The 13,349-nt window shown below is 73.5% G+C and carries 13 protein-coding genes and 1 pseudogene; all 14 read left to right on the top strand.

The features are described from left to right. On the top strand, window positions 1-1,005 hold a 1,005-nt coding region (locus tag HGBR_RS18020), incomplete at its 5' end, for a lipid II flippase MurJ (protein WP_040365135.1). Between the two features lie 78 nt (window positions 1,006-1,083). Beyond that, a pseudogene (locus HGBR_RS20915) lies at window positions 1,084-1,548 on the top strand (glycosyltransferase family 4 protein); the annotation flags it as partial. A 137-nt stretch (window positions 1,549-1,685) separates the two neighbouring features. Then, the gene (locus HGBR_RS20910) at window positions 1,686-2,213 is read left to right on the top strand and encodes a glycosyltransferase (protein ID WP_019159837.1); all 528 of its coding nucleotides are present in this window, start codon (window positions 1,686-1,688) and stop codon (window positions 2,211-2,213) included. A 45-nt stretch (window positions 2,214-2,258) separates the two neighbouring features. Next, window positions 2,259-3,392, top strand: a complete 1,134-nt coding sequence (locus HGBR_RS13285) for a glycosyltransferase (RefSeq protein WP_019159836.1) — start codon at window positions 2,259-2,261, stop codon at window positions 3,390-3,392. 33 nt (window positions 3,393-3,425) lie between these two features. After that, window positions 3,426-5,093, top strand: coding sequence for a CTP synthase (locus HGBR_RS13280; RefSeq protein WP_019159835.1), 1,668 nt, complete (start codon window positions 3,426-3,428; stop codon window positions 5,091-5,093). Beyond that, the gene (locus HGBR_RS13275; protein ID WP_019159834.1) at window positions 5,086-5,754 is read left to right on the top strand and encodes an NUDIX domain-containing protein; all 669 of its coding nucleotides are present in this window, start codon (window positions 5,086-5,088) and stop codon (window positions 5,752-5,754) included. The genes HGBR_RS13280 and HGBR_RS13275 overlap by 8 nt, the downstream gene beginning before the upstream one ends. A gap of 1 nt (window position 5,755) precedes the next feature. Further along, entirely contained in the window at window positions 5,756-6,703 is a 948-nt protein-coding gene (xerD, locus tag HGBR_RS13270; protein WP_019159833.1) for a site-specific tyrosine recombinase XerD, read from the top strand. Between the two features lie 22 nt (window positions 6,704-6,725). Beyond that, window positions 6,726-7,619: a ParA family protein gene (locus HGBR_RS13265; protein ID WP_019159832.1), complete on the top strand. Its 894-nt coding sequence runs from the start codon at window positions 6,726-6,728 to the stop codon at window positions 7,617-7,619. A 128-nt stretch (window positions 7,620-7,747) separates the two neighbouring features. Then, window positions 7,748-8,527: a segregation and condensation protein A gene (locus tag HGBR_RS13255; RefSeq protein WP_019159831.1), complete on the top strand. Its 780-nt coding sequence runs from the start codon at window positions 7,748-7,750 to the stop codon at window positions 8,525-8,527. Continuing rightward, entirely contained in the window at window positions 8,520-9,125 is a 606-nt protein-coding gene (gene scpB, locus HGBR_RS13250; protein WP_019159830.1) for an SMC-Scp complex subunit ScpB, read from the top strand. Before HGBR_RS13255 ends, scpB begins: the two co-directional genes overlap by 8 nt. Further along, window positions 9,122-9,958 carry a pseudouridine synthase gene (locus HGBR_RS13245; RefSeq protein WP_019159829.1) on the top strand — a complete coding sequence of 279 codons (837 nt, stop codon included), beginning with the start codon at window positions 9,122-9,124 and terminating at the stop codon, window positions 9,956-9,958. Before scpB ends, HGBR_RS13245 begins: the two co-directional genes overlap by 4 nt. Continuing rightward, a complete protein-coding gene (locus tag HGBR_RS13240) occupies window positions 9,955-11,100 on the top strand; it encodes a prephenate dehydrogenase (RefSeq protein ID WP_019159828.1) in 1,146 nt (381 codons plus the stop codon). The genes HGBR_RS13245 and HGBR_RS13240 overlap by 4 nt, the downstream gene beginning before the upstream one ends. Window positions 11,101-11,144: 44 nt before the next feature. Continuing rightward, entirely contained in the window at window positions 11,145-11,807 is a 663-nt protein-coding gene (cmk, locus tag HGBR_RS13235) for a (d)CMP kinase (RefSeq protein ID WP_019159827.1), read from the top strand. After that, window positions 11,804-13,345: a ribosome biogenesis GTPase Der gene (der, locus tag HGBR_RS13230; protein ID WP_019159826.1), complete on the top strand. Its 1,542-nt coding sequence runs from the start codon at window positions 11,804-11,806 to the stop codon at window positions 13,343-13,345. Before cmk ends, der begins: the two co-directional genes overlap by 4 nt. Window positions 13,346-13,349 lie beyond the last annotated feature (4 nt).

Genomic DNA, 13,349 nt, shown 5'->3' with positions numbered 1-13,349 from the left:
GGGTGGGGCACGACCGCGGGGGTCGCGGCGCTGGCCCTGCCGCTCGCGCTCCCCACGGCGCGGACCGGCCTGCGCCTGCGGCCGACCCTCCGCTTCCCGGTGGGGGCCGGGCGCCGGGCCGTCCGCCTGGCCGCCGCCGGCATGGCCGTCCTCCTGGCGCAGCAGGCGGCGATCCTCATCATCATGGTCGTCGCCAACCGCGTGGGCGGCGCGGGCGTCTTCGTCGTCTTCAGCTACGTGCAGGCGGTCTACCTGCTGCCGTACGCCGTGCTCGCGGTGCCGGTCGCGACGATCGCGTTCCCGCGGCTGTCCGAACTGGCCTCCGACCCGCAGGCGACTGAGGACACGGACCGGATGATCGCGCGCACGTCCCGGCTCGTCGTGGTGCTGGGCCTGCTGGGCGCGGCACTCCTGTTCGCCGCCGCCGGTCCGCTGGGGCACTTCTTCGGCGGACTCGACGCGGCCCGGTCCGAAGCCGGCGAGGTCTTCCCCGCCCTCAGCGACACCGTCCGCGTCATCGCGTGGGCGGTGCCCGGCTGGTGCTTCGTCGCGTGGGGCACCCGCGTCTTCTACGCACTGGAGCGATCCCGGATCGCGGCGATCGCCACGGCGATCGGCTGGTCCGCCGTCGCGCTGAGCGTCGTCGCGGGCATCCCGCTCGTCACCGCGGCGCCGGCCCCGCGGACCCTCGTCCTCGTGGGCGCCGCCCACGTCGTGGGCATGACGATCGCGGGACTCGTCCTCCTGCTGGGGATCCTCCGCGCCCGCGGCTCGACCGCGCTGGCCGGTCTGCCGCGCACCCTCCTGGTCGCCGGAGCGGGCGCCGTCCTGGGCTCGCTCACGGGCACTTTCACAGCACGGGGCCTGGGCGAGCTGCTGGGACACGCGCCGGTGCCCTCCGTCGTCGCGGGCCTGGCCGCCGGCACCGCGGCCGTGCTGACGGGCGCGGCACTCGTGGCGCTGCTGGACCGCACCGCACTCACCCATCTGCGGGCGCTGCGCTGAGGCGCAGACGTTACTCTGGTGAGCGACGGTCACCGGGGGACACCGGGACGCGGACGCTCTGGGAAGGTCGACACGCACATGCGCATCCTCATCGTTCTGGGCACCTCCACGGGGGGCGTGGGCACGCACGTCGCCGCACTGGCCCGCAGCCTGGCGGACCAGGGCGACACCGTGGGGGTCATCGGGCCCGCCCGGACGCAGGAGCAGTTCGGCTTCGCGGACGGCACCCGCGTCCGCTTCGCCCCGCTGGAGATCGGCACGACCGTGTCGCCGCGGGACGCGGTGACCGCCCGTCGACTCCGTCGACTCATCACGACGTTCCACGCGGACGTCGTCCACGCGCACGGCTTCCGCGCCTCCCTCGTGACCCTCGCGTCCCTCACGGGGATGCGCGGGCGTCCCGGCTTCGTCTCCAGCTGGCACAACACGCTCATGAGCTCCGGTGCCCGCGGTCGCGCGGAGCGCGCCGTCGCGACCGCGATCGCGCGCGGCGCGGACCGCGTCCTGGGCGTCAGCGAAGACCTCGTCGAGCTCGCCCGCGACCTGGGGGCGGCCTCGGCGTCGTTCGCGCCCGCGGCGTCCCCACCGGAGGGCTTCGCCGAGGACGTGAACTCGGATCTGCTGCGCAGCTCGCTCAGCCGGGACCTGGACATCCCGCTCACCGGCCCCTCATCCTGGCGGTGGGCCGGATCGCACCGCAGAAGGACTACGACGTGCTCGTCGACGCGCTCGCGGACATCGCCCCCGACCATCCGGAGGCGCAGTGCCTCATCGCGGGCTCCGCGGATGAGGCGGAGGCGGAGCGGCTGGAGCAGCGCATCGACGAGCACGCGCGCAACGGGCGGCGACCCGCCGTCCACTTCCTGGGCCAGCGCTCCGACATCGCCGCGCTCAACCAGGTGAGCGACATCTTCGTCCTCTCCAGCCGCTGGGAGGCCCGCGCCCTCGTCCTGCAGGAGGCCATGCTGGCCGGCCGCGCGATCCTCGCGACCGCGACGGGCGGCACTCCGGGCCTCGTCCAGGACGCGGGGATCCTCGTGCCCGCCGGCGACTCCCGGGCGTTCGCGGCGGGCCTGCGCCGGCTGCTGGACGATCCGGGGCTGCGACAGGAGCTGGGCCGGAAGGCGGCGCTGCGCGCCCTCGACCTGCCCACGGAGGAGGACGCGGCCGCAGCGGCCCGGTCCGCGTACGCGGAGGTCAGCCGGTAGGCTGGGCGTGGCGGAGCGCCGTCGCCACACCGGAAGGAAACGCACATGCACGCTGAGCAGGCAGTCCAGGGCGGAGTGTCACCCGACACCCGCATCCTCCACGTCGTCACGACGCTGCGCGGGGCCGTGGGTGAGGTCGCATCTGACGCGATCCGCGGACATCTGGCCTCCGGCCGTCACGTCGCCGTCGCCGCGCGGGACTCGATCGTGAGCGCGCTCGACCTGCCGGACTCGCCGCTGCTGGCGATCATCCCGATCGCCGCGCGCGACCACGTGACCCTCTCCGACCCGGACTCCAGCCTGACCCTGCACCAGCACTACCGGCACGTCGACGTCGTGCATGCCCACGGCCTCCACGCCGCCGCACTGGCCGGCGCCGCCATGACGGGGCTGCCCGCCCGGCTGCGTCCGGCCCTCGTCGCGACGGTGGGGCGGCACCGCAGCTCGGCGGTCGTCGACGGCACCTCCGCGCGGATCGTCCAGCGGACCGCCGCCGTCGTCCTGGGCACGACGGACCCGATCGCGGACTCCTTCGCGGACACCGTGCCGGTCACGGAGCGCGCGCAGCTGCGCACGCCGGACGTGTCGAAGCGACTGGCCCCGGTCGTGGGCCGTGCGCAGACCCGCGAGAACCTCGACGTGCCCGCGGGCGCCTTCCTCGTCGCCTCGCCGCAGCGCGTCGTCGACGGCGACGAGCTCACGACCCTCCTCGAGGCCGGGATGACGATGTTCGACCACCGGCCGGACCGCCGGGTCGTGTTCGCCCTCACCGGCTCCGGCCGCGAGCGCAGCACGGTCGAGCGGAACTTCACCCGCCGTCACCCGATCGTCCTGGCGGACGAGGGCGCCGCGGCGGACGTGCTGGCCGCGGCGGACGTCGTCGTCGCGACGAAGGACATGACGGCGGTCGACGCGGAGGGCCTCATGCAGCTGGGCCGGGCGACCGTCGTCCTGGGCACCGAGCGCACGGCGCGCCCGTGGGGCGACGCCGCCGTCCGCGTCGATCCGGCGGACACTGCCGGCCTCCAGCACGCGATCGCGGACCTGCTGGACTCCCCGGCGCAGCGCACCCAGGCGGCGTTCGCGGTGCGGCGCAGGGTCGACGACGCGGACCCCGCGCGGTTCATCGCGGACGATCTGCTGGACGTCTACGCGGAGGCGCTGGCGCACCGTCGCTGACGCAGCGCCCGGACGGGGGTAGGATGGAGGTCCGTGGTGAAACAACTGAGCGCACACGGACAGCAGCCCACCAAGCAGATCTTCGTGACCGGCGGAGTCGCCTCCTCACTGGGGAAGGGGCTCACCGCGTCCAGCCTGGGCCACCTGCTCCGCAGGCGCGGACTCCGGGTCGCGATGCAGAAGCTCGACCCCTACCTCAACGTCGATCCCGGGACGATGAACCCGTTCCAGCACGGCGAGGTCTTCATCACCGACGACGGTGCGGAGACGGACCTGGACATCGGCCACTACGAGCGCTTCCTCGACACGGACCTGGACGCCGGTGCGAACGTGACGACGGGGCAGATCTACTCCTCCGTCATCGCGAAGGAGCGCCGCGGCGAGTACCTGGGCGACACCGTCCAGGTCATCCCGCACATCACGGATGAGATCAAGGCGCGCATGCGCGCGCAGGCGGAGCGCCCGGACGGGGAGCGCCCGGACGTCATCATCACGGAGATCGGCGGGACCGTGGGCGACATCGAGTCGCTGCCGTTCCTCGAGGCCGCCCGCCAGGTGCGCCACGACATCGGCCGGGACAGCGTCCTGTTCATCCACGTCTCGCTGGTGCCGTACCTGGCGCCCAGCGGCGAGCTCAAGACGAAGCCCACCCAGCACTCCGTCGCACAGCTGCGCTCGATCGGCATCGCGCCCGACGCGCTGGTGCTGCGGGCGGACCGCCCGCTGCCGGACGCCATCTGCCGGAAGATCGCCGCCGCCTGCGATGTCGACGAGGAGGCGGTCGTGCCCTGCATCGACGCCCCCAGCATCTACGACATCCCGCGCGTCCTGCACGACGGCGGCCTGGACGTGTACACCATCCGCCGCCTGGACCTGCCGTTCCACGACGTCGACTGGTCGGACTGGGACACGCTGCTCACCCGCGTCCACCACCCCGCGCGGACCGTGACGGTGGGCCTCGTGGGCAAGTACGTCGAGCTGCCGGACGCGTACCTGTCCGTCACGGAGGCGCTGCGCCACGGCGGCATCGCCCACGACGCGCGGGTCGAGATCCGGTGGGTGCCCTCGGACGCGTGCGAGACGCCGGAGGGGGCGGCCGCGCAGCTGGCCGGACTCGACGCGATCTGCGTGCCCGGCGGCTTCGGCATCCGCGGGATCGACGGCAAGCTGGGGGCACTCCACCACGCGCGCACGACGGGCCTGCCCGCACTGGGCCTGTGCCTGGGCCTGCAGTGCATGGTCATCGAGTACGCACGCAGCGTGCTGGGACTCGAGGGCGCCTCGTCGACGGAGTTCGAGCCGCAGACGCAGCACCCGGTCGTCGCCGCGCTCAGCGAGCAGCAGGAGCTCCTCGAAGCGCACGGCGACCTGGGCGGCACGATGCGGCTGGGCAGCTGGCCGGCCGTGCTGGGGGAGGACTCCGTCGTCGCCGGTCTCTACGGCGAGCACGAGATCACGGAGCGCCACCGGCACCGCTACGAGGTGAGCGCCGCCTACCGGCCGCGGCTGGAGGAGGCGGGTCTGCGCGTGTCCGGCACGTCGCCGGACGGGGCGCTCGTCGAGTTCGTCGAACTGCCGGCGGACGTCCACCCGTTCTACGTCGCGACGCAGGCGCACCCGGAGCTGCGCAGCCGGCCGCTGCGCCCGCACCCGCTGTTCGCCGGTCTCGTGGGGGCCGCACTGGAGCGTACGCATGTCTGAGGACGCACTGCACCCGCAGGCGGAGGGACCCCTGGCGGATGAGCCGGTCGACGTCGAGGTGACGGACACGCAGCGGGTGTTCGACGGGGCCGTCTGGGACGTCGTCCGCGAGACGTTCATCGTGCCGGAGGCGGACGAGCCGCTCACCCGGGACGTGCTGAGCCACACCGGTGCCGTCGCGATCGCCGCCGTGGACGAGGCCGACCGCATCCTCCTCATCCAGCAGTACCGCCACCCCATCCGCACGCGCGACTGGGAGGTGCCCGCGGGCCTGCGCGACATCGCGGACGAGCAGCCGTGGATCGCGGCGGCCCGCGAACTGGGGGAGGAGACGGACCTCGAGGCCCGGGACTGGGCGACGCTGGCGGACCTCCACCCCACGCCCGGCGGGTCCTCGGAGCTCATCCGCATCTATCTGGCGCGCGGCATCCGCGCGCTGCCGCCGGAGCGGCGCACACCGCGCGAGGGCGAGGAGAGCGGGATCGTCCCCCGCTGGGTCCCGCTGGACGACGCGGTCGAGGCCGTGCTGGCCGGACGGATCCGCAACGCCGCCGCGGCGCTGGCGATCCTCCACGCGGACCACGCACGTGCCCGCGGGTACACCGGTCTGCGTCCCGTCGACGCCCCCTGGCCCGCGCCGGCGGCGACGCGCAGGGACTGACGTGGCACGCCACGGCGCCCAACTGCTGCCCGAGGTCCCGCGCGCCCTGCGGGCCCCCGTCGAGGACTACCTCACGCTCATCGAGCTGGAGCGCGGTCTCTCGCGCAACACGGTCGATGCCTACGCGCGCGACCTGGGCCGCTACCTGGCGTGGCTCGACGACCGGGGGACCGCCGCCTTCTCCCAGGTGACGGAGCAGGATCTGCTGGCGTTCCGCGCGCGCCTCGAGGAGGACGGCCTCGCGCCGGCCTCCCGCGCCCGCATCGTCGTCGCGATCCGCCGCCTCCACGACCACCTGCTGGGCGAGGGGGTCGTCACGAGCGATCCCGCCGCCGCGCTGCCGCCGCCCCGGCAGGCGGAGCGGCTGCCGTCCGGCCTCACCCTGTCCCAGGTGGAGGCGCTGCTGCGCACGACCCAGGGCGACGAGGCCGTCCAGCAGCGGGCGGCGGCGCTGCTGGAGCTGCTCTACGCGACCGGCGCCCGCATCAGCGAGGCCGTGGGCCTCGACCTCGACGACCTCGACCTCGCCCACGGGACCGTGCGCCTCTACGGGAAGGGGGCGAAGGAGCGGCTGGTACCGGTGGGCTCCCACGCGCGCACAGCGCTGGACGCGTGGCTGGTCCGCAGCCGGCCCGCACTCGCCGCGCGGGCCCGCAGCACGGACCGGGCCGGCGCCGTTTTCCTCAACCAGCGCGGTGGCAGGCTCAGCCGCCAGTCCGCGTGGACGATCGTGCGCCGCGCGGCGGAGCAGGCGGGCGTCGAGGGGGTCACGCCCCACACGCTGCGCCACACCTTCGCGACCCACCTGCTGGAGGGAGGGGCGGACATCCGCGTCGTGCAGGAGCTCCTGGGCCACGCGTCCGTCGTCACGACCCAGATCTACACGCGGGTGACCGTGCAGTCGCTCCGCGAGGTGTACGCCTCGACCCACCCCCGCGCGATAGGCTGAGCCAGACCGTAGTAGCGAGGAGATGAGGAAGCACGTGGCAGACTCGCAGCAGCGGCTCGACATCGAGTCCGACGCAGCACCGGGCCCCACCGGGCGCCCGGTCCGGGAGTTCCCGGAGCCTGCGCCGCTCGACGGACACGGGCCCGCACGCATCATCGCGATGGTGAACCAGAAGGGCGGCGTGGGCAAGACGACGTCGTCGATCAACCTGGGTGCGGCGCTGGCCGGGTACGGCCGCCGCGTGCTGCTGGTCGACTTCGACCCGCAGGGCGCCCTGTCCGTGGGACTGGGCATCAACCCGAACTCGCTCGATCAGTCCGTCTACAACGTGCTCATGAACGGTCGCCTGGACCCGCACGAAGTGATCCACCAGACGGCGGTCGCGGACATCGACGTCATGCCCGCGAACATCGACCTGTCCGCGGCGGAGATCCAGCTGGTGGGCGAGGTCGCCCGCGAGCAGGTGCTGGCGCGCGCGCTCGCGAAGGTGTCCGACGAGTACGACGTGATCCTCGTCGACTGCCAGCCGTCACTGGGCCTGCTGACCGTCAACGCGCTCACGGCCGCGCACGGCGTCATCATCCCGCTCGAGACGGAGTTCTTCGCGCTGCGCGGTGTCGCGCTGCTGGTCGAGACGATCGAGAAGGTGCAGGACCGCCTCAACCCGTCGCTCACGATCGACGGCATCCTCGCGACGATGTTCGACGGCCGCACCCTCCACGCCCGCGAGGTCATCGCGAGCGTCGTCGACGCGTTCGGCGAGACGGTGTTCGAGACCGTCATCAACCGGACGGTCAAGTTCCCGGACGCGACGGTCGCGGCGGAGCCCATCACGACCTTCGCGCCCTCGCACCGCGGGGCGGACTCCTACCGCCGGCTGGCACGCGAGCTCATCGCCCGCGGAGGCGCGCCCTGACACTGGCGCAGGCGCCGGAGCAGTCGTCGGAGCAGGCGACCGCGGGCCCCGCGGACGACGCCGAGGCCGCGGCCGGCTCCGCGTCCGGGTTCACCGTCGAGCTGGAGAACTTCTCCGGCCCCTTCGACGTGCTCCTCGACCTCATCGCCCGCCGGTCGCTCGACATCACGGAGATCGCGCTAGCGGAGGTGACGGACGACTTCCTGGCCCACGTCGCGACCCTGCGCGGCACGCGCGGGCTGGACGAGCTGAGCCACTTCCTGCTGGTCGCCGCGACCCTGCTGGACCTCAAGCTGGCCCGACTGCTGCCGGGGGCGGAGGTCGAGGACGAGCTGGACCTCGAGCTGCTCGAGGCCCGCGACCTCCTCTTCGCACGTCTCCTGCAGTACCGCGCGTACAAGGAGGTCTCGCGCGTACTCGCCCAGCGGATGGAGGACGCGGGGCAGGCGGTGCCGCGGGCGGTGCCGCTCGAGGAGGACTTCCTGCGCCTCCTGCCGCCGCTGGACTTCCAGACCTCCGGACCCGTGCTGGCGGCGGTGTACGCGGCGGTCGTCTCGCGGGACCGGACGCCGCCGTCCGTCGCGCTCGACCACCTGCACGACGCGCGCGTGTCCGTGACGGAGCAGCGCGCGCTCGTCCTCGCCCGTCTGCGCGGTCAGGAGCGCATCGACTTCGCAGCCCTCGTCGAGGACGCGGACTCGCGCCTCGTCGTCGTCGCGCGGTTCCTCGCGCTCCTCGAGCTCTTCAAGGCGGGCCTGTGCACATTCGACCAGCCCGAGGCGCTGGGTCCCCTCACCGTCGCGGCGCGCACGGGGGAGACGGACCCGGCCGCGACCTCGGCGGACGACCCGGCCACCGCTTCGGAGGCGGAGACGGACGCGTCCGCGGACGGGGACGACGATGACTGAGCCCACGGCGGAGCTGCTGGCGGGCCTCGAGGCCGTCCTCATGGTCGTCGACCACCCGGTGACCGTCGCGCAGCTGAGCGACGGCCTGGGCGTCGAGCCGGACGAGGTCGCCCGCGGGCTGGAGGAGCTGGCGGCCGACTACGACGGCGACCGCGACGGCCGCCGGCGCGGCTTCCGACTGACGCGGGCCGCCGGCGGCTGGCGGGTCTACTCGCGGCCGGAGCAGCACGACGTCGTCTCCGCGTTCCTCACGGCCGGGCAGACGGCACGGCTGTCGCAGGCAGCCCTCGAGACCCTCGCCGTCATCGCGTACCGGCAGCCGGTCACCCGCGCGCGGATCTCCGCGATCCGGGGCGTCAACGTCGACGGCGTCGTCCGCACGCTCCTGCTGCGGGGCCTCATCGTCGAGGCGGGGGCGGATGAGACGACCGGCGGCGTGCGGTTCGTCACCACCCCCGCGTTCCTCGAAGTCGCCGGACTGGAGCGGATCGAGGACCTGCCGGACATCGCCCCGTTCCTGCCGGAGGGCGACGATGCGCTGCGCGCCGGCGAGGCCGGTGCGGCGGATGGCGCCGAGTTCGGGATAATGGGGGAATGAGCACTTCCGACCCCCGGTCTCCCGGCCATCGTTCCCGCCGTCCGTCGCGCCGCGATCGCCACCAGCGCGCCGCGCAGGCGTCCGGCCCGGTCTCCGACGTGCACCGCGAGGACGGTGTGCGCCTGCAGAAGGTCCTCGCGGATGCGGGACTGGGCTCCCGCCGCGCGTGCGAGACCCTCATCACGGAGGGGCGCGTCGAGGTCGACGGCGTCGTCGTCCGCGAACTGGGCACCCGCGTCGACCCGGAGACGCAGGCCGTCCACGTCGACACGATGCGGATCACGACCAGCCCGGAGAAGGTCTACCTGGCCCTCAACAAGCCGGCCAAGGTCGTGACGGCGATGAGCGACCCGGAGGGCCGCCGGTCGATCGCGGAGTTCGTCCGCGACCGCCCGGAGCGCCTCTTCCACGTGGGCCGCCTCGACTACGACACGGAGGGGCTGCTGCTGCTGACGAACGACGGCGAGCTCAGCAACCGCCTCACGCACCCCCGCTACGAGGTCCCCAAGACCTACCTCGCGCAGGTGCGCGGACCGGTGCCCCGCGACGCGGGCGCCCGGCTGCGCGACGGGATCGAGCTGGAGGACGGGATCGCCCACGTCGACTCGTTCCGCCTCATCGACTCGACACCGGGCCGCGCGCTCGTCGAGGTCGTCCTGCACTCCGGCCGCAACCGGATCGTCCGCCGGCTGCTCGAGGCCGTGGGCACCCCCGTCGAGCGCCTCGTCCGCACCCACTTCGGACCCATCGCACTCGCGGAGCAGCGGCCCGGCAAGCTGCGCGCCCTGCGCCCGCACGAGCTGGCCGACCTCATGAAGGCCGTCGATCTGTGAGTCGAGCCGACCTCCCGCACCGCGTGCACATCGTGGGGGCGGGACTGCTGGGCACGTCCGTGGGTCTGGGGCTCACGCGCGCCGGCTGCGCGGTGACATTGCAGGACACCTCGCCCACCGCGGGCCGCCTGGCCGCGGACATGGGCGCAGGCGCGCTGTCGGACCCGCACCCGGACACGGAGCTGGTCGTCGTCGCAGCGCCCCCGGACGTCGCGGCGGACGTCATCGTCGACCAATTGCGGGCGCTGCCGCAGGCGACCGTGACGGACGTCGCGAGCGTCAAGGGGACGATCCTCGACCGGGTCCGCGCGGCCTCGGCGGGGGATGAGCTGGACCGCTACATCGGGTCCCACCCCATGGCCGGCCGCGAGCGGTCCGGTGCGGTCTCCGCCCGGGTCGACCTCTTCGAGGCGCGCCCGTGGGTCGTCTGCTCGGACGACGACACGCCGCCGGCGCGGCTGGCGCAGGTCGTCGCCGTCGCCGAGGCCGTGGGCGCCACGGTCCTGCACCTCGAGCCGGAGTTCCACGACTCCTCGGTCGCCCGGGTCTCGCACGCGCCGCAGGTGCTCGCCTCGCTCATGGCGGCGCAGCTCATCGAGATGCCGGTCGACGGGATCGCACTGGCCGGGCAGGGGCTGCGGGACGTCATCCGGATCGCGGCCTCGGACCCGGGACTGTGGACGCAGATCCTCGCGGGCAACGCGTCCGAGGTGCGCGACGTGCTCACCGGGGTGCGCGCGGACCTCGACGCGGTCATCGGCGCCCTGGACCTGGGCCCCGGCGGCTACGCGACGATCGCGCAGGCGATCGCGGCGGGCAACGAGGGCCACCAGCGGGTGCCGGGCAAGCACGGTCAGCAGCCCGTGGTCTACGGCATCGTCACCGTCGTCGTGGGCGACGAGCCCGGCGGACTGGCGCGCCTGTTCACGGACGTGCACCAGCTGGGCATCAACGTGGAGGACGTCCGCATCGACCACGCGACGGGACACCGGCTGGGCAGCCTCGACATCATGGTGCTGCCCGATCGGGTCCAGGACCTCGTCGCCGGACTGAGCGCCCGCGGGTGGAGGCTGCCGGACCAGGCGGAGACGGATGCGACCGGGCCCGTCGCGCCGCACGATTCCGGTCCCGCGGACGGATAGGGTTGGACTCCAGACACGAGGTACAGCACGAGAGGGTGCAGAGCATGGCAGTCATCGCGATCGACGGTCCCAGCGGGGTCGGCAAGTCCAGCACGTCGAAGGAAGTGGCACGACGGCTGGGTTACGGCTATCTGGACACCGGTGCGATGTACCGCGCGACAGCCTGGCTGTGCCTCAACCGCGGGGTGACGGACCCCGGCGACGTCGTCGAGCTGGTCCGCGGTGCGGAACTGGAGATCTCGACGGACCCGGACGCGTTCTCCGTGGAGATCGACGGGATCGACGTGACGGAGGACATCCGGGAGCCGCAGGTGGCCCAGAACGTCCAGACCGTGTCCGGCGTGCAGGACGCGCGCGACGAGCTCATCGAGCGCCAGCGTGAGATCATCGCGCAGACGACGCCGGGGATCGTCGTCGAGGGCCGCGACATCACGACCGTCGTCGCACCGGACGCGGACGTGCGGATCCTCATGACGGCGGACGAGTCCGTCCGGATCGCCCGGCGCTCGCAGGAACTGCACGGGACGGCGGACGCGGCGTCCCTCGAGGCGACCCGCGGACTGGTCGCGGATCGCGACCGTCGGGACTCGGAGACGACCAGCTTCCTCACCGCGGCGGACGGCGTCCACACACTCGACACGACGAACGTGAGCTTCGACGAGGCCGTGGAGGCCGTGCTCACGCTCCTGGAAGGCACCTCCTCATGACACACCCCCACGACGACCCGGCAGCGGAGCCGGACGCGGACTTCACCCCGGACCCGGACGACGACCTCGTCGACCGGCTCGCGGCGATCGACGAGGAGGAGGCCCACCAGCGCGCCCAGTCGCTGCGCAGCGGGCTCGAGGCCTACGAGCTCGAGGAGGAGGACCGCGCGCTGCTCGAGGCCTTCGAGGCCGACGACGCGGCCCCGGCCCTCCTGAAGCCGGCGCCGGTGCTCGCGATCGTGGGCCGGCCCAACGTGGGCAAGTCGACGCTCGTCAACCGCATCCTGGGCCGCCGCGAGGCCGTCGTCGAGGATGTGCCGGGCGTGACCCGCGACCGCGTCCGCTACTCCGCGGAATGGGGCGGTCGTCCCCTCACACTCGTCGACACGGGAGGCTGGGACATCGACGCGCGCGGCATGGCCTCCCGCATCGCCGGACAGGCGGAGATCGCGGTCGACCAGGCGGACGCGGTCCTCCTGGTCGTCGACGTGACGACCGGGGTGACCTCGACGGACGAGCACGTCGTGCGGATGCTGCGCCGGGCCGGCAAGCCCGTCATCCTCGCGGCGAACAAGGTCGACGACGAGCGCGGCGAGATCCAGGCGGCGGAACTGTGGTCGCTGGGACTGGGCGAGCCGCACACGGTCTCCGCCATGCACGGCCGCGGCGTCGCGGACCTGCTGGACGTCATCGTCGAGGTGCTGCCGGAGTTCTCCCAGGTCGACGCGGCCGAGGAGCCGGGCGGACCGCGTCGCATCGCGCTCGTGGGCCGCCCCAACGTGGGGAAGTCCTCGCTGCTCAACCACCTGGCGAAGGAGGACCGGGTCCTCGTCGACAACGTCGCAGGCACGACGCGCGACCCCGTCGACGAGGTCGTCGAGCTGGGCGGGCGGCAGTGGCGCTTCGTCGACACCGCCGGCATCAAGAAGCGAGCCCGCCAGGCCAGCGGCGCGGAGTACTACGCGTCGCTGCGCACGCAGACCGCCCTGGAGCGCGCGGAGGTCGCACTCGTGCTGCTCGAGGCCAGCGAGCCGCTGAGCGAGCAGGACATCCGCATCGTCCGCAGCGCGACGGAGGCCGGACGCGCCCTGGTGCTCGCCTTCAACAAGTGGGACCTCCTCGACGAGGAGCGCAGGCACTGGCTGGAGCGGGAGATCGAGAAGGACCTGGCGCACGTGTCCTGGGCGCCGCGGGTCAACATCTCCGCCAAGACCGGTCGGCATGCGGAGAAGCTCGTGCCCGCACTGGACGCGGCGCTGGCGGGCTGGGACCGCCGGATCCCCACGAGCCGCCTCAACGCGTTCCTGGGCGAGCTGGTCGCCGCCAACCCGCACCCGGTGCGCGGCGGCAAGCAGCCGCGCATCCTGTTCGGCACGCAGGTCTCGCACCGGCCGCCGCACATCGTGCTCTTCACGACGGGGTTCCTGGACCCGGGCTACCGCCGGTTCATCCTGCGCCGCCTCCGGGAGACCTTCGACTTCACCGGCACGCCCATCCAGCTGGGCATGCGGATCCGCGAGAAGCGGAAGCGGCGGTGATCCG

Source organism: Brevibacterium senegalense (genome assembly GCF_000285835.1).
Taxonomy (GTDB): domain Bacteria; phylum Actinomycetota; class Actinomycetes; order Actinomycetales; family Brevibacteriaceae; genus Brevibacterium; species Brevibacterium senegalense.
This window is presented reverse-complemented; position numbering and strand designations above follow the sequence as displayed.